This is a genomic window from Burkholderia sp. Bp9143 (assembly GCF_003853645.1).
GTDB lineage: Bacteria > Pseudomonadota > Gammaproteobacteria > Burkholderiales > Burkholderiaceae > Burkholderia.
In genome coordinates, this window is sequence record NZ_QTPO01000016.1 from 104,594 (window position 1) to 123,801 (window position 19,208).

Genomic DNA, 19,208 nt, shown 5'->3' on the forward strand with positions numbered 1-19,208 from the left:
CTCGCCGCCGGATTGCGCGTCATCGTGTCAATGGGTCTGGTTCACCACGTTCGACGGCGTGTCGGCGGCCGGCTGTTCGTGAACGCGAATGAAGAACGTCATCAGGAACGACACGACGAGCAGCGCCGCGAGAAACAGCAGCCCAGGCGTCGCGCTCTGCCCCGTTCCCTTGACGAAGCCGATCATGAACGGCCCGACGAAACCGCCGAGGTTGCCGATCGAGTTGATCACCGCGATCGACACGGCCGCGGTCGAGCGGCTGAGAAACAGCGTCGGCAGCGCCCAGAACGGCGACTTGAACGCGTACAGGCCCGCGAGGCTCAGGCTGATCATCGCGATCGACACGTACGGGTTCGTCGAAAGACCCGCGCCGAGCAGCGCCGCGGCGGCCACCGCCAGCGGAATCGCCGAGTGCAGGCGCCGTTCGCTGCGCCGGTCCGAACGACGCGACCACATCACCATCGCGATCGTCGCGACCACGTAGGGCACCGTCGCGATGAGCCCGATCTCGGTATGCGAGAGCTTCGACGAGAAGCCCTTGATGATCTGCGGCATCCAGTAACCGACGCCGAGGCTGCCGCACTGGTACACGAAGTAGATGAACGACAGGTACAGCACCTTCGGGTTCGTCATCGTCTTCAGCGAACCGAGGTGCTGCGCACGCGGCCGCGCCTTGCGGTCGTTGTCGAGTTCGTTCAGCAGCCACGTGCGCTCGGCAGGCGTGAGCCACTTCGCGTCGCCGGGACGGTCCGTCAGGTACAGGAAGCACAGGATCCCGCCGACCAGCGCGGGGGCGCCTTCGAGCACGAGCATCCAGCGCCAGCCGCTCCACTGGAACCAGTGGACGTGATCCATGATCCACGTCGAAAGCGGCGCGCCGATGATGTACGACACCGGGATCGCGGCCGTGAACAGCGCGACGGTCGTCGCGAGTTCCTTCGCGCGGAACCAGTAGGTCAGGTACACGATGATGCCGGGGAAGAAGCCCGCTTCCGCCACGCCGAGCAGGAACCGCAGCACGTAGAGCTGCGTCGCGTCCTGCACGAATGCGGAGATCACCGACACGACGCCCCACGTCACCAGGATCCGCGCGATCCACACGCGTGCGCCGAACTTGTTGAGCATGACGTTGCTGGGTACTTCGAACAGGAAATACCCGATGAAGAAGATGCCCGACGCGAAGCCGAACGCCTCGCTCGACAGCGCGAGCTCCTTGTTCATCTGCAACGCGGCATAGCCGATGTTCGCGCGGTCGAGATACGAAATGATGTAGAGGACGAACACGAACGGGATGATGCGCCACGCGATCTTGCGCACCAGCGCGCGTTCGTCGATAGGGGTTGCTTGATTCATGAATGTGCACCGGCGGACCTGCCGCCGGCTGTCTCCTGATGGGGCGGGAAGGATTACGCGCGGTGTCCGGAGAACACCATGCAGACGGGGCTGCCCGACGCGACCGAGAAGCCGGTCGGCGCGAGGCGGCCGGTCGCGGCATCGATCGCGAACGCGACGATGCTGTCGCTGTCTTCGTTCAGCGCGTACATGAAGCGCCCGTCCGGCGTGCCTGTCATGAAGCGCGGCGTGCGGCCGCCGGTCGGTTCGGCCGCGACAAACGCGAGATGGCCGCTGGCCGGGTCGATGCGGAACACGGCAATGCTGTCGTCGCCGCGGTTCGATGCGTAGACGAAGCGCCCGGCCGGATCGACCTCGATCTCCGACGCGCGGCTGTTGCCGGTGTACGTGTCCGGCAGCGACGACACGATCTGCACCGGCGTCAGCGCGCCGTTCGACGACGTGTATCGATAGGTCGTGACGGTCGAGTCGAGTTCGTTGACGACGTACGCGAGCGCGCCGTTCGGATGGAAGGCGACGTGACGCGGGCCGGCCGTCTCGCGCGTGACGACGAATGCCGGATCGGCCGGCGCGAGCCGCCCTTCCTTGAACCGGAACGTGAACACGCGGTCGAGCCCCTTGTCCGGCACGATCACGAATTGCCCGGTCGGGTCGAACGGATTGAAGTGCGGCTTCGCCTGTTTCTGCTCGACGCGGTGCGGACCGATCGGGCCTTCGAGCGTGACGAGCTGCGCGACCGCCTGCAGCGTCCCGTCGGCCGCGATCGGCAACACCGCGATACTCGCGCCGATGTGGTTGGACACAACGACGTAGCGGCCGGTCGGATCGATCGCGAGATGCACGGGGTTCTTGCCTTGCGTGCTCTGGCGATTCAGGAACGTGAGCTTGCCGCTGGCCTTGTCGACCTTGAATGCGCTGATGTCGCTCAGGTCGCCGTGGACCGTATACAGGTGTTCGCCATTCGTGCTCAACGCGAGGAACGACGGATTCACCAGATCGTTGACGAGCTGCACGCGCTCGAGCGCCCCCGTCCCGGTGTCGACGCGGTAGACGCTGATCCCGTCGCCGCGGGCGTTTCGTTCGCGCGTGGTGCGCGATCCGACATAAGCAAACATGGGTGTTTTTCCTTTCAAAGCCTTGTGTGATTCGTCTGCAGAAACCGGCCCGGCGGCCGCGCCGAGGATCGCGAGCGCACCGAGCGCGGCCGCGTGCCCCATCACGCGGCGGCGCAGCGGATCCGGGCCGTGTTCGCCCGGGTCGTTGCCTGTTTTCGTCACGGTCGTCTCCTGAATTGTTGTATGTCGGGTTAGCACTAGATTGCATTTTTACTTGTTAAAGTGCAAAAATACAGTCATGGAAAACACCAACTCCCCCTCGGAAGCCCGGTTGACGGTCGATGGCGCGACGTTTCGCTTCGTCGATCTTCCCGGCCAGTTCGGCGCCACGTTGCGCGAACTGCCCGTTGTGCTGCGCCTGCTGCTCGAAAACGTGATCCGCAATACCGATGGCGACGAGCGGCGGCAAGCGGTCGACGCGATCGTCGACTGGACGCGCCGCGCGACGAGCGAAGCCGAGATCGCGTTCCAGCCGAACCGTGTGCTGATGCACGACACGACCAGCACGCCGGCGCTCGTCGATATCGCCGGGATGCGCGACGCGCTCGCCGAAGCCGGCGCGGATCCGGCGTCGCTGAACCCGGTGCTGCCGGTCGATTCGTCGGTCGACCACTCGCTGGCCGTCGAATATTTCGCGCGGCCGGACGCCGCGCCGGAGAACCTGAAGCTCGAACTGCGCCGCAACGCGGAGCGCTACCGGTTCCTGCGCTGGGCATCGAAGTCGCTGACGGGCGTGCGCATCCATCCGCCGGGCACGGGGATCATGCATACGATCAACCTCGAGCAACTGGCGACGGTGGTCACGACGATCGAGCGCGACGGCGAGCGCTGGGCCGTGCCCGACACGCTGATCGGCACCGACAGCCACACGCCGATGATCAACGGCATCGGCGTGCTCGGCTGGGGCGTCGGCGGGCTGGAGGCGCAGACGGTGATGTTCGGGATGCCCGTGATGCAGCGCATTCCCGACGTGATCGGCGTGCGGCTGACCGGCGTGTTGCGCGCGGGCGTGCTGGCGACCGATCTCGCGCTGACCGTCACGCAGCGGCTGCGTGCAATCGGCGTATCGGGCGAGTTCGTCGAGTTCTTCGGCCCGGGCGTCGCGACGCTCGGTGCCGGCGAGCGCGCGGTCGTCGCGAACATGGCGCCCGAGTACGGCGCGACGACCGGCTTCTTCCCGGTCGACGGCAACACGCTCGACTACCTGCGCGCGACCCACCGATCCGAATCGGCGATCCGGCTCGTCGAAGCGTTCACGCGGCAAGCCGGCCTGTGGTTCGATCCCGATGCCGAGCCGCGCTACACGCGCACGATCGATATCGACCTCGCGTCGATCGGCATGCACGTCGCCGGGCCGCGCCGCCCGCAGGACCTGCTCGATCATTCGCAGACGGCCGCCGCGCTCGCGCCGCTCGCGTTCCATCCCGCGCATCCGCATCCGTCGATGCCGAAGCATCCGGTCGCGATCGCCGCGATCACGAGCTGCACGAACACGTCCGATCCCGCGCTGCTGATCGCCGCAGGCCTCGTCGCACGCAACGCGCGCGCGCTCGGGCTGACGGTGCCGACATGGGTCAAGACATCGCTCGGCCCCGGTTCGCCCGCTGCCGCCGCGTATCTCGCACGGGCCGGGCTCGTCGACGACCTGTCGGCGGTCGGTTTCGATATCGTCGGGTACGGCTGCACGACCTGCATCGGCAACTCCGGGCCGCTGACCGAGCCGATCCGCGCGGCGCTTGCCGGCGCGTCGATCCGGCCGGTCGCGATGCTGTCCGGGAACCGCAATTTCCCGGGGCGCATCCACCCGGATCTCGACCTCGGCTTCATCATGTCGCCGCCGCTCGTGATCGCGTTCGCGCTGGCCGGCGACGCCGAAATCGACGTGAGCCGCGACCCGCTCCAGCACACGGCCGACGGCCGGCCCGTGTACCTGCGCGACCTGTGGCCGACACGCGAAGCCGTCGCCGAACTGACGGCGGCGGCCGCCGATCCGCACGACTACCCGCGCGCATTCGCGCACGCCAGTGCGAACCCGGCATGGCACGACCTCGACGCGCCGGACGGCGCGCAATTTCCGTGGGATCCGGCCTCGACCGCGCTGCGCCGTCCGCCGTTCGCGTCCGCGACGCAGCGCAGCCAGCTCGGCACGTACAGGGCGTATCCGCTGCTGGTGCTCGGCGACGACGTGACGACCGATCACATCTCGCCCGCCAGCGCGATCCCGAAGGACAGCTTCGTCGCCGATTTCCTCGTGTCGCGCGGCGACGATCGCGACGACCTGAACGTGTTCGCATCGCGGCGCGGCAACTGGGAAGTGATGATGCGGGCCGCGTTCTACAACCGGACCCTCGTCAACCGGCTGCGCGACGGCATGCCGGTCGCGCATACGCTGCACGTGCCGAGCGGCGACGTGTTGCCGATCTTCGAGGCGGCCGCGCGCTACCGAGAGGAAGGCAATCCGGTCGTGCTCGTCGCCGGCGAGCGCTACGGCACCGGGTCGTCGCGCGACTGGGCCGCGAAAGGCCAGCGGCTGCTCGGCATCCGCGCGGTGCTGGCGGCGAGCTTCGAGCGCATTCACCGCTCGAACCTGATCGGGATGGGCATCCTGCCGCTGCGCTTCGCCGCGGGCATCCACCCCGACACGCTGGACCTCCGGCCAGGTGATAAGCTCGAGGTCGACGCGCCGGCCGATGCGCTGTTGCCGCGCTGCACGGTGCCCGTGCGCATCGTGCGCGCCGACGGCCGCGTCGAGCCCGTCGACGCGACGGCCGCGGTCGAGACCCGTCTCGAATGCGAGTTGCTGCGCTCGGGCGGCGTCATCCCGCTGATATTGCAAAAGAACCTGGCGATGCAGGAGGCTTGAGACCGAAGCCGCCCGCGGCGCCCCGAATGCTCACTCACATGATCGACCGCTCCATCGCGACCCAGATTGTCGAACTGATCAAGACGGAAGGACTGGACGTCGGCGCGCACCTGCCCGCGCAGATGCTCGCCGACCGCCTGCGCGTGTCCCGCTCACCCGTCAACGAGGCACTCGCGCTGCTGCACGAGAAAGGCATCCTGACGCGCGAGCGCAATCGCGGCTTCTTCGTCGCGAAACCTGTGATCGAGCCGCTGTCGGACGTCGTCGACGAACTCGGTCTCGGCGAAGCCGACGTGATCACGAGCGTGTATTTCCGGATCGCGGACGATCGCCTGAAGGGCGAGCTGCCCGACGAATTTTCGGAGCAGCTGATCCGCACCCGCTACGGGCTGACGAACGCGCAGCTCACGGCCGTGCTCGGGCGTATCGCGCAGGAAGGCTGGGCCGAGCGCAAGCCGGGCTACGGCTGGCAGTTCTCGCCGATGCTGACGACCCCCGACAGCCTGCTGAAATCGTACCGGCTGCGTCTCGCGCTCGAGCCGGCCGCGCTGCTCGAGCCCGGCTACCGGCTCGACCCGCGCGTGCTGGAACGGTGTCGCGAGGTCGAGAAGCACCTGCTCGCCGGCGGCATCGAGACCGATACCGCCGATCAACTGCACGATCGCGGCGTGCGGTTCCACGAATCGCTCGTCGAAGCATCGGGCAACAGCTTCTTCATCGACACGATCCGGCGCGTGAATCGCGTGCGCCGGCTGCTGTCGTACCGCTCGATGCAGGATCGCGAGCGCTACGTCGAACATGCGAAGCAGCATCTGCACGTGCTCGAGCTGCTCGAGCGCGAGCGCAACGAAGAAGCGTCGGAAGCCTTGCGTCAACACCTGTTGCATACGCTCGATGCGCTGTCGCGCATCAGCGCCATTCTCAAACCCTGAGCGCCCGCGCAACCCGCGCATCCGATTCCCCCACGAGCCCTTTCATGCCCATCGATCCTTCCGTCCTCTCCGCGTTCACCCCGACCGGCAAGCTGCGCGCGTCGATCAATCTCGGCAATCCGATTCTCGCGAACCGCGACCCGGCCACCGGCGAGCCGTTCGGCGTGTCGATCGACCTCGCGCGCGCGTTCGCCGAGCGGCTGTCGGCCGAGCTGGAGCTCGTCGTGTTCGATGCGGCCGGCAAGTCGGTGCAGGCGCTGACCGAAGAGCGCGCCGACTTCGGCTTCTTCGCGGTCGATCCGCTGCGCGGCGAAACGGTCGCGTTCACCGAACCGTATGTGCTGATCGAAGGCTTCTACCTGGTGCGCGACGATTCGCCGATCCGCGGCAATGCGGACGTCGACCAGCCGCACAACCGCGTGGCCGTCGGCAAGGGCAGCGCGTACGACCTGTTCCTCACGCGCGAGCTGAAAGCCGCGCAGATCGTGCGCGCGCCGACGTCGCCGGCCGTCGTGCCGACGTTCGTCGAACAGCAGCTCGAAGTCGCAGCCGGCGTGAAGCAGCAGCTCGAAGCCGATGCGGCGAAGACGCCGGGCCTGCGCCTGCTCGACGAGCGCTTCATGGTGATCCGCCAGGCGATGGGTGTGCCGAAAAGCCGCGGCGAAGCGGCCGCCGCGTTGCTCGGTGCGTTCGTCGAGGAGATGAAGGCGTCAGGCTTCGTCGCGGATGCGCTGAAGCGCCATGGGATCGCGGGCGCGTCGGTTGCACCCCTGGCGTGACCAGGATCGGACTCGGGCTGACGCGACGACGGCGCCGGGCTCTGCGCCGACGCCAGCCCTTGAAGGTTGCGAAATGCTGCCGCGCACCGCGCGGTCGCGACGGCACGGCCGCCGGTGTGCGCGGTCATGACGCTGCGCGGTGTCCCGCTGTCGTTGCGCCCGCAGGCGATCGCGGTGCGGCCGTCGCGGGATGCGCGGGCGGCGGGGACGCTGCGGCGCTTGGCCCGGAAGTCGGCTGCGGCTGCGGCGCGGGTCCTGCTCCTGCTCCGGTTGTGGCTCCGGTCGCAGGTCTGGGCGTAGACGCCGGATTCGGCGACGACGAGGCCGGTTGACTGGCGCTGGCGCCCGCTGCCGAGCCTGACGCCGCGGAACCCGAAGCGGCAGGAGCGGCAACCGGCGGCGCACGCAGCCCGCCGTCCAGCGAGGTCCGGCGCGCGGCCATGTCGGCCTGTTCGGCGCTGCGCTGCGCGGTGCGATCGGCGGACAGGCGCGCCGCTTCGGCATCCGGATTGATGGTATTGACGCGGATGCGTTCGATGTCGCCCACGCCCGCCAGCCGAGTTAACGGTACGTAATCCGTACGAAACACCAGTTCCACGCCGCTGCTCAGGTTGACGTCGGCATGCGAACTCTCGGTCGTCTGCGTCCGGTCGGTCGACACGTAGCCGATCGTGCTCTGCACATTGGCCTCCGCGCCCCAGGGCCCGAAGCGGGCGCCCCCGCTCACCCCCACCGTGTTGCGCGTGTCGAATTGCGAGCCGCGGTCGTTGGCGGCGGCGCTGCTCGCGTCGATATGGAAATTCATCGCGGCGTTGAGCCGCCCGCTCTCGATGACGATGCGCTGCAAACCCATCTGCACCATCGTCGCGAGCAACTGCTGGCGGTTGCGGGCCAGCACCTGTTGCGCGAGCGGCACCAGGCGCTCGGGATCGGAGGCCGACACCGTATCGCCGGGGCCCATTCCCAACGCACTGCGCAGCGCCGCTTCGGTCGGCGGCGTCGCGCCCGGGCGCAACGCCAGCCGGGTCGAGGCATCGCGCTCGGCCTGCAGTTCCTGCTGGCGCTGGCGGCGCTCGTCCGGCGGCAGGCCCGCCAGTTCGTCGGCGTCGTCCGCGGCCTCGTCGTCGCCGGTGACCTGGTAGGCGGTCGGGAAATGCTCGGCCAGCCACTGCCGCGCGCCGGCGATGCCGACGTTGCTGTCCGCGAAGCCTTCGGTGGTCTGCGCGACATTGCGGATCAGGTCGACGAACGCGGTCAGCTGCTGCTGGTTCGAATCGTTCATCGCCTTGAAGACACCCGTGATCAGCTCGGTGACGAAGCGCGGGAACGACACCGCGTCGAGCACCGCCCGGGTGGTGCCGGCCATCCGGTCGATGGCCGTGCCCGAATAGTCCGAGCCCGCGTTCTGCGCGACAGCCAGCGCCGTGCCGGGACGCGCCGCGAGCGCGTCGTGGTCGAGCGCGAGCGAGCCGATCCGCACCAGCCCGGACGCGAGATCGCGGCGCGTGGCCGGATCGAGCGTGTCGAAGCCCTGCTGCGCGGACAGCAGTTCGCGGACACGATGACGAACGTCGGGCCGCGGCACCGGCGAACGCGCAAGGTGCGCGGTTGCCGTCATGTCAGCGGCTCCGCCGCGCGGCGAGTATCTCGCGACGCTTGAAGTCCGGCCGCGAGGGCGACGGCACGCGAGCCGCCTTCGGCACCCGGGTGGTGCCGCCCGTATCGCGACGGCCTGAGCGACGCGGTTTCATGTCAGCGTCCGAGTGCTGCCCACGCGTTCGGCGGCGCTCCCGGCCGCGAAGCCGGCGGCCCGGCGCGGCCGTCGTCCGGAACGGCAGGCGCCTGGCCGTCGGGCTTCTCGCCGAGGCTGAGCGTCGCCTCGATCCAGTCGGCGGCGGAGGCGATCACCGGGTTGTCGGTGGCCACCAGTGGCGACGCGCCGCCCAACGCATCCGCGACGTCCGCCAGCCACGCGATCACGGTCATCCCGGCCTTGCCGCGCCGGACATGGGCGGCAGGCTGGCTTGGCGGCTGCCGCGAGAGCCGGCCGATGCCGGCGACCACGCCCCAGATGTCGCGCGCGGCGAAGCCTTGACGCAGGTCGGCCTGGCCGAGGATCGCGAACGCGTCCCTGAGCATGCCGACGATCTCGCCGGCCATGAACGCGGTCACGCCGGTACAGGCGGCGCCGAGGTTCTCCGCGAGCGCGCGCGCGGCGTCGCGGACCCGCGCCTGCTGCCCGAGCGCCCCGCTCGGGTCGGCGCCCGGCGTCTCGTCGAGCTTGTAGAGCGCCTCGCACAGCACGAGCATGCACTCCTCGAACGGGGCGTTGCGCTCGGCATCCGCCGCCGCCGGGCCGTACGCGGTGCCGAACAACCGCGAATAGAACGCCGCGCGCTCGCCGGCCGCCAGCTTCTCGGCGCGGTGGCGCCACCAGTTGGCGACCAGCGGCGCCGAGCCGCCGAGATCGACGCCGACGGCGCCGCTCGCGGACAGGCCGGCGAGCGCCTCGACCGCGGGGATCACGCCCGCGGGCTCGAGGTCGGCCGCCAGATAGAGCGACGCGAGCGCCCGCAGTTGCGCCTTGTCGACGCGCGCGGCAACGGGATCGGGGATCGCGATGTCGCCGAGTTCGTCGAGCGCGAAGGCCAGGCCGTGCGCGGTCGCGCGCTCGACCAGCCGCTCCCCCGACCGGATCGCGGCCGCGAGCCCGGCATCCGCCGGCGGGGCGATGAGCATGCGCGCCATGATTCAGTGCTGCCCGGCGGGCAAGCCGGCGGCGGGGGCCGGCTTGTTGGGGTTGTACGGCGTCGAGTTGCCCTGGATCACCGACATCATCTCGGGCGTCGCCATCTTGTCGAGCGGCAGGTAGTCGCTCTTGAAGTTGACGCGGACTTCGCCCGACAGCTTCGCTTTCACCTCGGCCTTCGATTCGCTGGTGTCGTCGAGCGCCGACCCGACGGTGGCCACGTGCTCCTGCTGCCCCTCGAAGGCGGCGTCGGCGGAATACGGCGTGTACCAGCTGCCGTAATGGGCATTGAGCGATTCCTTGTACTTCTGGCTCTCGCGGTCGTGCATCGACGCGGTATAGGTGCGTTTCGCGGTATCGCTGGCGCGCATGTCGAACACCACCTTGGCGTTGATCGACCCGTCGGTGACGACGATGCGATTGATGCCGAGCATGACCATCGACGACAGCAACTGCTGGCGCTGCTTCGCCATCTGCAGGCGCGCCGCGGTGACGAGGCGCAGCTCGGACTTGTCGTCGGACAGGTCGGTCACCGGCGGATCGAGGTTGTAGTTCCGGCTGATCTCGGCAAGCCGCTGCTGCGCGTTGTCGCCCTGCGCCACCAGCCGCGTCGGCGCCGCGGCGGCCGCCGCGCCGGCGCTGTCCGCGTCGAACGCATCGGCGCCGTCCTGCGCCTGCACCGACAGCACGTCAGGGAACGAATCGGCGAGATAGTCGCGGCCGGCCCCCTCGCTGATGTTGTCGCTCATGAACTGCGCGGTGGTCTTGGCGACATTCGCGATCAGCTCGCCATACGCGCGCATCTGCTCGATCGAGCTTTCGACGATCGCCTGGAACACGTTCTTGATCAGGCCTCCTACGAATTTGGGGAAATCGACCTTCTGCACCATCTGGCCGAACTGTTCGACGCCCTGCTTCACCGCGCCGGCCTGGAAGTCCTTGCCGGCGAAGCCGGGATCCTGCGCGAGCTGGCGCTTGGTCGCGGTGACGGGATCGTCGGCCAGCGTCGCGGCGGCCGGCGCCGGCGCCTGACGCGGCTGCGCGATCGGGCTTGCGAGGCCGGTGTGCGGCAGTTCGCCGTTCGCCTCGCGCGCGGCGATCTCGGCATGCACACCGTTCGGATCGGCCAGGTAGGCGAGCACCCGCACCGTGTCGGCGGCGATGCGGCGGCGCTCGTCGTCGGGCAGGTCGAGGAACGACGGAATCGCGGTCAGCAGGCGGCGCACCTCGGGCCGCGTCGCGTCGAACGCGGCGGCGCTCGTGGGCGGCCGCACCGGGTGAAGCGCGTCGGGGGGAGCGGGCAGGCGCATGGCTCAGTTTCCCTTGGCCGGCGCGGCGGCCGGCGCGGAAGCCGGAGCCGCGCCCGAAGCCGCGGCGGGTGCGGCCGCGGCGGGCGGCGTTTTCGGACTGGGCAGCACGTTGGGATCGGCCGGCGTCGCGTTGCCGGTAATGGTGGCGATCATCTGCGGCGTCGCCATCTTGTCGAGCGGCAGGTAGTCGCTCTTGAAATTGACGTCGACCGCGCCGGACAGCTGGATCTTGGTCTGCATCGACGCGTTGCTGGTTTCCGACGCGGCGGTCGACGCGGTGATGATCGGCTTGTTCTCGTATTCGTAGTCGCCCTTTGCGTAGTAGTCCGCACTGTATTGACGGCCGTTGTCCTTGTCGTTGCTGGAGTCGTACTTGCCGCCGCGATCGTAGGTGCCCTTGCCGGCATGGGTCGTCTGCACGTTGCCGTCCTTGTCGCGGGCGAGGTCGACCGCGGTGGCGCTGCGCTGCTTGGAAAGCGTGTCCTGCGCGCGCACGTCGTAGATGATCTTCGCGGAGATCTTGCCGTCGGTGACGACGATGCGGTTGATGCCCATCAGCACGATCGAGGCCAGCATCTGCTGGCGCTGCTTGGCGAGCTGCATCTTGAAGCGGTTGACGATGGCCAGCTCGGAGGCTTCGTCCGACAGGTCGAAGGTATCGCCGTCGCCCATCTGCAGGCGGGCGCGCACGGTCTTCGACGCTTCGTCGGGGTCGACCCCGTCGCGCACCTGCACGCGCGGGCTCGGCGTATCGCCGCTGTCGTCCATGCCGATCTCGAACAGGTCGGGAAACTGGTCGACCATATGATCGCGCGCCTGGTTCTCCGTCACATTTTCGTCGGCGAACTGGCCGAGCGATTTCGCCACCTGCGCGATCATTTCCTGATACGCCTTCATCTGCTCGATCGAGCTGTGGGTGATCGACTGGAACACGCCGCTGATCAGGCTGGCGACGAAGGTCGGAAACTTGACCTGGTTCAGCAGCTCGCCCGCGACCGCGGCGCCCTCGTGCGCGGCCGACGCGGTGAACGTGGACTTGCCGATGCTGTCGACGGCCTGGTTGTGCGTGTTGAAATCCGCCTCGTGCGCCGAATGATCGGTGTCGTCCAGCGCGCGCGCCGGCGCGGTGCCCACACCGCCCGGAATCTCGTGGCCGGCGAACCCCTCGGGCCGCGCGAGGTAATCGGCGATCAATGCGGTGTTGCGCGCGATGTCGCGGCGATCGGCGTCGGGCATCGCGTTGAACGCCTGCGACCGGGTCAGCATCTGCGCGACGCCGTGGCGCACTTCGTCGGCCGGCACCGGCGGCGTGTGACGCGGGGCGGCCGCGGTGGCGCGCGGCGGCGGCGGCGCGATCGGCGTGGAACGGGCAGCTTGCGGAAACATGGCGACCTCGCGGGAAACGCGTGACGAAGCGATTCAGTTGGCCTGGGCAGGCGCGTCCACCGGCAGTTCGAACTCGATGGGGCGCAGGTAGAGACTCACCCGTGCCGGGCAGGCCGCGTCCGTGCGCAGGCTGATGATCGAGAAACGGCCCGGCCAATGCGCGTCCTCCGGCGTGAACGCGCCCATCCATCGCTCGAGCGCCTGCAGCCCGCGCGGACGCTCGGCGAGCCCCATCGTCAGCAGGCTGAGGAACGCCGGCGGCACGTCGGGGATCGCCGACAGCAGCACGTAGAGCTCGACATCCGGCCCGTCCGGCCCGAGCCCGAAGGCGAGCAGCGCACCATGCGGCGGCAGGTCGAACCGCCCGCCGAGCACCAGCCCCAGGAGCTGCATGATGCCGGGCAGGCGATGGCCGATGCCGAGCGCATCCATGACCGGCTGCAGATCGGCGAGCCGCAGCGCCTGGGTGCACGCGAACGTGAGCCGCTGGCCGCCGAGATCGCGCTGGGCCGCCATCGTGGTGAACAGCGGCTTGAGCCCGGGCACCATCCGCAGCGCGGCCTGGACGACGCCGGCCAGGTCGCGTGGCAGGTTCTCGATCGTGCCGGCGTCGCCGGGCAGCTCGTAGTACACCTTGGACGCGTAGAGGCCGTCGCGGTCGTAGCTGGAGCCGAAGAACGCACCGTAGTCGAGGTTGCCGCCGGGCCGCGCGAAGCCCCGGAACGGTTCGCTCGCCTGGTCGAACCAGTGCAGCGCCTCGCGGCCGATGAAGTCGCGGATCAGCTTGCGCATTTCGCGGGTCGACTCGTCGCGCCGGTCGATCGCGGACGCCTCCGGCGGCAACGGCTCGATCGTGAAGCGCAGCTTGCCCGGCTGGCTTTCCGAGAAGCTGGGCTCGAACGGCACCGCCATCGGCATCAGCGCGTTGTCGCGGAACCGCAGATCGTCGGCGCCGTCGCCGAACGTGCGCAGGAACAGGTCGCGCGACGGCGCGAAGGGATCGGCGGTGCCGAGGCTTCGCGCGGCGCTTTTCAGGCGGCGTTCGACCCGGGCGACGACCGGCTCGCGGAATGAGGTCAGGGGCATGGCTCGGCTCCGGCAGGGTTCGGGAATGGCGCAGCGCACGCAACGCCGCTTCAGTGCGGGCGGTTCGAGTAGAAGCTCGCGCCGTTGTGCGTGCCGACACCGTAGCCCGCCTTCACCGGCACGCCCGCGCCGAGCCCGATGCCGGCACCGATGTCGCCGACGCCGTCCAGCATCTCGCGCGCCATCGCCGGGATCGGCACCGGCTTCGACGTCATCTGCGGCGCCTCGCGCGGCTGCGAGAATTGCTCGATCTGCGTATCGGTGGTCGCGGTATCGGCCAGCCACAGCTCGCACGCGTTGACCAGGTCGTAGTCGGTGGGGTCGACAGTCGACTTGTGGTTCGACGAGACGTCGGGATTGGCGATCTGGTCGATGCTGAGCAGCGGGCCGGTCGCCTTGTTGACGCGATCGACGTTGTTGGCGAGCCACGCGGTGATGATCGTGCCGCAGGTCGCCAGCGTGCGATAGCGCGAGCTGGTGCGCGCGCCGCCCAGATCGTAGGTCGCGACCTGGTCGATCACCTGCCACATGTCCTTGGCGCCGTAGCAGCCGCGGATCTCGGGATCCTGCAGCAGATCGATCATGAACTTGACCTGCGACTGGATCTCGCGCGCGGCGTAATGCGCCATGCCGTAGCCATGCAGCGACAGGTTGCCGGCGAGATCGCGGGCGGCCTTGCGCACCTGCTGGTGGTTGATCGGATTCGGCACGCTCGCGCGCAGCAGCGAGTCGACTTCGGTCTGGCGCACGAACGACGACACCGACGACACGAAGCGGATCCACAGATCGTTGAACTCGCGGTTGCCCGCGGTGTTCGGATCGCCGCCCGGCACGCCGAGCGTGATGGCCGCGAAGTTCTTGCGCTCCTGCTCGGAGATGCGGTTCGGCGTTTCGCGCCAGTAGCGATAGAGCAGCTTGCCGGCATTGCCCGGGCCGATCGGCAGCGTGCCGTGCTGGAACTGCTCGACGATGCGGTCGACCACCTGGAACACCTTGAGCTCGTCGAACATCGCGGCGACGATCATCGGGCCCATCACGCGCACGTTGTCGGCGACGATGTTCGCATCCTCCAGATCCTCGAGGTTCGGCAGGTCGATGCCGAGATCGGCGATCGCGTCCTCGCCGCCGATGTTCTGGACGGTGTTCAGCTCCTCGTTGATGCGGCGGCGCAACTGCGGCTCGTCGGCCTGGATCTTGCGGGCCTGCAGGCCGCGCATCACGCGCGCGAATTCGGTGGTGACCACGCCCGGCTGCTCGCCACCGCGGCCGTCGGGATCGCCCTCGATGCACAGCAGCGCCAGCGTCCGCTGCGCGAGCGCGCCGTACGAATTGGCTTCACCCACCGCTGCGAAGAACTGGCGGGTAAAGGCGTTCATCAGCACGTTGTCGTCGTCCGGCACGGTCTTGCCGCCGTCGACCTTCACGGGCGGTGGTGTGGCCCCGTCCACCGCGAGGATGCCCAGCACCAGCGCGACGAGCGTGATCGACGCGGCCTCGGGGTCCGCGCCGTTCGCGCCATTGACGCCATTGACGGCATTGACGCCACCCGCGTCGCCCGTGCCGAACACCAGCTGGCCGTTGCTTTCGGAGAGCAACGGCGGGTTGACCAGCGACTTGCTGGCAAGCAGTTCCCGGGTGGCGACGAACAGCGGATCGCACACCTCCGGCACGCCGCCGGACGGCTGCGTGTCGTAGACGACCGCGAGGATGGCCTTGCACAGCGCGAGCTGCTCCCGCTCGGCGGCGACCGGCGGTCGCTTCAGCGACTCGAGCCGGTTGACGATATCGACCAGCCCGTCGCGTGCCCGGGTCTCGAGGTCGACGAGGTCGAGGAAGCGGACTTGATTGTTGACATGAAACATTTAACTTCTCCTTGAAATCCGGTCGGTTCGGGGGAGTGAGCGGGATCCCGTGTGCAAGTCAGCCGTCGTCGGCACGGCCGTCCTTGCCCGTGCAACCGTCGTCGCCCGCCGCTTCATACGCGTCGATGCGGCCGGACAGCGCCCGCAGTGCCGCCGCCGCGTCGAGAATGCCGGTGCCGCAGCCGTCGGTCGCGCCGGGCGCGAACGGGCGCGCGGTGGCAACGACCAGATCGCGTACCGTCGCGCCATCGAGCGGATAGGCGCGACGCTGCGCGTACGCGACGAGCAGCGCCGCGGCGCCCGCGACGAACGGCGCGGCGAAGCTGGTGCCGGTCGCCAGCTGGTAAGCCTCGATCGCGCTCGTCAGCACCCGTTCGCCCGGCGCGCACAGCGCGACGTGCGCGCCGCGCGTCGAGAACGGAGTCGGCCGGCCGTCGTCGCCCACGGCGCCGACCGCGATCACTTGCGGGTAGGCGGCGGGCCAGTAGCGGGTCACGCGGCCGTCGTTGCCGCTCGCGGCAACGAGGATGCAGCCGCGCGCGGCGGCATACGCGATCGTGTCGGCATGCGGTTTCGGGCGGTTGGCGGCGATCGTCGCATCGTCGGTGCCGAAGCTCATGTTGATCACCTTGGCACCGAGGTCGACCGCCAGCTTGAGCGCGCGATCGAGGTCGGCGATCGCGCCGAGCCCGATCGCGTGCGCCTTGCCCGGCAGCCGGGCGGCCGCCAGCGCGCGCATCGGCAGGATCCGGCAGTCGCCGCCGAGCCCGCGCGGCATCGCCACGCCTTCGGCGGCGATGATGCCCGCGCAGCCCATGCCGTGACCGACGAAACGGTCCTCGGGAAAATCGCCGCGATGACCGTGACCGCTCAGCAGTTGCACGCCGGGCGACAAGTCGCCGGGCTCCAGCCGCACCGTATCGGCGCCCGCGCGGAATGCATGGGCGAACTCGGGATGCTGGCGGGCGATGCCGCTGTCGATGAGACCGACCGTGACGCCGCTGTCGCCCGGCTCGATCGCGTGCGCGTCGGCCATGCGCACCAGCGCGCGCGCATCCTGCGCAAACCGCGCGGCCGGCGGCACGGGCGCGAGGCGGCCGGGCGCGTCCATCGGGACCATCGCCACGTAGTTGGGCGTCACGCTTTCCACGGTCGCGAGCTGGGCGAGCGAGTCGCACAGCGCGCCGATCGGCGTGCCCGCCGGCACGCGCAGCAGCAGCGTGCGGGCCATGCCCGTCATCTGTTCGATCGCGTCGTATCCGAGGTGCGCGTGCCCGGGCACCCAGCGCCCGGCCGCCGCGCTGAACGGGCGCACCGCGAGAAAGCGGCCGGCGAACGCGACCAGGATGCGGTCGACCGGGCCGCCGTCGATGCATCGCGCGGCGGCCAGCGCGCCACGCGTCACGTCGCGGATCGACGGCACGTGCTCGGGCGCTTCGCCGAGCGCCAGCTTGACGAGCAGGCTGGTTGGCAGGCTGAACTGACGCTCGCCGGGCGATGCCCAGGGCGTGCCGAGTGCATGGATCGTCATGGCCGCGCCTCCTCATGACCGGGAACGGCGGCCAGGGTCATGGGCTTGGCCGCCGGCGGCGGCGCGAAGGCGCTCAGGTCGAACGCCACGGCGGCGGCATGCCGGCTCGTCGGCGAGACGGCGAGTTCACCGGCCCACTGGTCGCGACCGGGCGCGAGCAGCAGTTCGTCGTCCGCCGATTGCAACACGGCGACCGGGCGATTGCCGATCCGCACCAGCGGCGCGTGCGTGCCGTTGACGAGATTGCGCCCGATCACGCGCAGCAGCGGCGACGCATCGGGCTGTGCATCGGTGGCGGGCGCCACGGGCTCGACCCGCTCGACGCTCGGTGCGGACGCCCGATCGAGCGCCCGGCGCAGCCGGTCCACGGACAGATTGGTGACGCGGCCGATCGCATGCACCATGTCGCGCTGCTCGGCCTGCTGAAATTGCCTGACCGTGCGCACGCCGGCCCATTCCAGCCGCTTGCGGTCTTCGGCCGAGAGCTCGTCGCCCAGCGCGTCGAGCGGCTGGTCCTTGCTGTCCTCGGACAGCGCGATCGCGTTTTCCTCGATCGCCGGCCGCGTGATGGTCGTGAAGACGAGATGGAAGGTGCTGCTGTCGGTGTCGCCCGGGCCGGCGGGACGAATCCAGACCTCGCTTTCGACGAATTCGACATGGGCGCGCAGATCGAGGTTGACGTCCTTGATCGCGAAGGTCAGCGGCAGGTTGAGGTTGCGCGCCTTGATCGCCATCGCCGCCTGCGCGTTGTCGAGCTGGCTCTGCACGGCCTGGATGAAATCCTCGAGGCGCAGGCTGGCGTTGCTGTTCATTGCCCCGCTCCATCGATCGGCACGGCTTCGAGGACGATCGCGAGCCGCGCCGGCTCCGGATCGAAGGCCGTGCGGGTCAGGAACTGCGGCAGCTCGCCAACCAGCTCGATGCCGTCGGCGCCGCGCGCAATGCGCAGGTCGAGCGGCAGTTCCATCGCCATCGAGCGCACCCGCAGCCCCTGCGCCGCGCCCGCGGTCAACTGTTCGGCAACGTCGGCGAACGCACCCAGCGTCTCGCCCAGCGGCCGCGGCGCAATCATGCCGGTTCTCCTCGGTTGGATGCGGGTGCCGCTGACGCGGCGGGCGCGGCGGGCGTAGCAGGCGTCGCCGGCACGGCGGCGGGCGCATGCGTCGCAGTGGACGCGGGCGCGGGCGCCGCCACCGCCGCCACGGGCGCAACCGGCGCCGCGGGCTGGGCAACCGTCGCCGCCGACGGCGCGATCCGTGCCGCCGGCCGGCTGTGCCGCTCCAGCAGATTGCGCGACGCCTCGTCGACGAAACGGTCGAGCGGCAGCGTCTCCGACGCGAAATTGATGCTCACCTTCCCGGTCAGCGTCGCCTTGAGATCGGTGTCGGTTTGCGCATTGACCGCAACGGTCGACACCGTGGTGACGACATCGCCCGAGGTGCCCCGTCCGCCCCAGGTCGTCTGTCCCGACGACGGGTCGTTCGACGTCGCATACTGCACGGCGGCCCGGTCGCGCGCCTTGGCCTGGAAATTGAGGCTGGCGGCGATCGTCCCGTCCTTGACCACGACCCGCTGCATGCCCAGCAGCACCATCGTCGACAGCGTCGACAACCGATGCTGCGCGACGCGCTCGCGGGCGCGGGGCAGCACCACCGATTCGAGTGTCTGGGCGTCGAACGTGCCGTCGGCCGCACCGAAATCGGCGAACCACGCGGGCGCGGGGGCCGCGTCGTCGCCGCCGGGCTGGACCACCGGCGCGAGGCGATAATCGCCGCCGTCCTGCGTCAGCGTCACGTCGTGCGGATACTGTTCGACCAGCCACGCGCGCGCCTGCCCGTCGGTCACGTTCTCCTGCGTGAACTGGTCCAGCGGCTTGGCCACCGCGCCGACCAGGTCGGCGAAACTCTCGACCTGCTTGATCGAGCTGTCGACGATCGCGTCGTACGTGCCATGCACGAGGCTCGCGACGAAGGTCGGAAAATCGATCGCATCGGCCAGCGCCGCCGCACGCCGGCCGATGGCGTCCGTCGCCTTCTCCTTGGCGGGCGGAGACGCGCCCGGGGCACCGGGCGCCCCGCCGGCGGCCGGCGCCGCTTGCGGCAACACGCCGTCCTGCCTGCCCGGGTCGCCCGATCCGGACCCGTCGACGATCTCGCGGCCGAACGCGTCGCGAGCCAGTGCCATCGCGGGCGTAATCGCGCCGCGTGGTGGCGGAGGGGGAATGTGGCGGGCCATCGCGCGT

At 69.6% G+C, this 19,208-nt stretch carries 15 protein-coding genes; 3 read left to right on the top strand and 12 right to left on the bottom strand.

Annotation, left to right across the window (positions count from 1 at the left end; genetic code table 11):
* Positions 1-27: 27 nt before the first annotated feature.
* Complete coding sequence (locus DIE23_RS14640; protein ID WP_124612776.1) at positions 28-1,353, bottom strand: MFS transporter; 1,326 nt, start codon at positions 1,351-1,353, stop codon at positions 28-30.
* Between the two features lie 53 nt (positions 1,354-1,406).
* On the bottom strand, positions 1,407-2,630 hold the full coding sequence (locus DIE23_RS14645; protein ID WP_409364233.1) for a lactonase family protein: 1,224 nt from the start codon (positions 2,628-2,630) through the stop codon (positions 1,407-1,409).
* Positions 2,631-2,706: 76 nt separating this feature from the next.
* On the opposite strand from DIE23_RS14645, the gene acnA reads away from it, so the two are divergent.
* The 3 genes from acnA to DIE23_RS14660 are packed head-to-tail and all read left to right on the top strand — an operon-like array spanning position 2,707 to position 7,042.
* A complete protein-coding gene (gene acnA / locus DIE23_RS14650) occupies positions 2,707-5,331 on the top strand; it encodes an aconitate hydratase AcnA (protein ID WP_124612778.1) in 2,625 nt (874 codons plus the stop codon).
* Between the two features lie 38 nt (positions 5,332-5,369).
* Positions 5,370-6,263: a GntR family transcriptional regulator gene (locus DIE23_RS14655; RefSeq protein WP_124612779.1), complete on the top strand. Its 894-nt coding sequence runs from the start codon at positions 5,370-5,372 to the stop codon at positions 6,261-6,263.
* A 44-nt stretch (positions 6,264-6,307) separates the two neighbouring features.
* Entirely contained in the window at positions 6,308-7,042 is a 735-nt protein-coding gene (locus DIE23_RS14660) for an ABC transporter substrate-binding protein (RefSeq protein ID WP_124612780.1), read from the top strand.
* A 124-nt stretch (positions 7,043-7,166) separates the two neighbouring features.
* Here the strand turns inward: DIE23_RS14660 and DIE23_RS14665 are convergent, their stop codons facing one another.
* The 10 genes from DIE23_RS14665 to DIE23_RS14710 form a co-directional block, all read right to left on the bottom strand.
* Entirely contained in the window at positions 7,167-8,660 is a 1,494-nt protein-coding gene (locus DIE23_RS14665) for a hypothetical protein (RefSeq protein WP_124612781.1), read from the bottom strand.
* A 134-nt stretch (positions 8,661-8,794) separates the two neighbouring features.
* Entirely contained in the window at positions 8,795-9,790 is a 996-nt protein-coding gene (locus tag DIE23_RS14670) for a hypothetical protein (RefSeq protein WP_124612782.1), read from the bottom strand.
* Positions 9,791-9,793: 3 nt separating this feature from the next.
* The gene (locus DIE23_RS14675; protein WP_124612783.1) at positions 9,794-11,101 is read right to left on the bottom strand and encodes a hypothetical protein; all 1,308 of its coding nucleotides are present in this window, start codon (positions 11,099-11,101) and stop codon (positions 9,794-9,796) included.
* Positions 11,102-11,104: 3 nt separating this feature from the next.
* Positions 11,105-12,487, bottom strand: a complete 1,383-nt coding sequence (locus tag DIE23_RS14680) for a hypothetical protein (RefSeq protein WP_260436067.1) — start codon at positions 12,485-12,487, stop codon at positions 11,105-11,107.
* Between the two features lie 33 nt (positions 12,488-12,520).
* Entirely contained in the window at positions 12,521-13,573 is a 1,053-nt protein-coding gene (locus tag DIE23_RS14685; RefSeq protein ID WP_124612784.1) for a hypothetical protein, read from the bottom strand.
* Between the two features lie 50 nt (positions 13,574-13,623).
* Entirely contained in the window at positions 13,624-15,435 is a 1,812-nt protein-coding gene (locus DIE23_RS14690; protein ID WP_124612785.1) for a hypothetical protein, read from the bottom strand.
* 58 nt (positions 15,436-15,493) lie between these two features.
* Positions 15,494-16,966, bottom strand: coding sequence for a S8 family serine peptidase (locus DIE23_RS14695; RefSeq protein ID WP_124612786.1), 1,473 nt, complete (start codon positions 16,964-16,966; stop codon positions 15,494-15,496).
* Positions 16,963-17,778: a hypothetical protein gene (locus DIE23_RS14700; RefSeq protein WP_124612787.1), complete on the bottom strand. Its 816-nt coding sequence runs from the start codon at positions 17,776-17,778 to the stop codon at positions 16,963-16,965. The genes DIE23_RS14695 and DIE23_RS14700 overlap by 4 nt, the downstream gene beginning before the upstream one ends.
* Positions 17,775-18,038, bottom strand: a complete 264-nt coding sequence (locus DIE23_RS14705; RefSeq protein WP_124612788.1) for a hypothetical protein — start codon at positions 18,036-18,038, stop codon at positions 17,775-17,777. The genes DIE23_RS14700 and DIE23_RS14705 overlap by 4 nt, the downstream gene beginning before the upstream one ends.
* The gene (locus tag DIE23_RS14710; protein WP_124612789.1) at positions 18,035-19,201 is read right to left on the bottom strand and encodes a hypothetical protein; all 1,167 of its coding nucleotides are present in this window, start codon (positions 19,199-19,201) and stop codon (positions 18,035-18,037) included. The genes DIE23_RS14705 and DIE23_RS14710 overlap by 4 nt, the downstream gene beginning before the upstream one ends.
* Between the last annotated feature and the right edge of the window lie 7 nt (positions 19,202-19,208).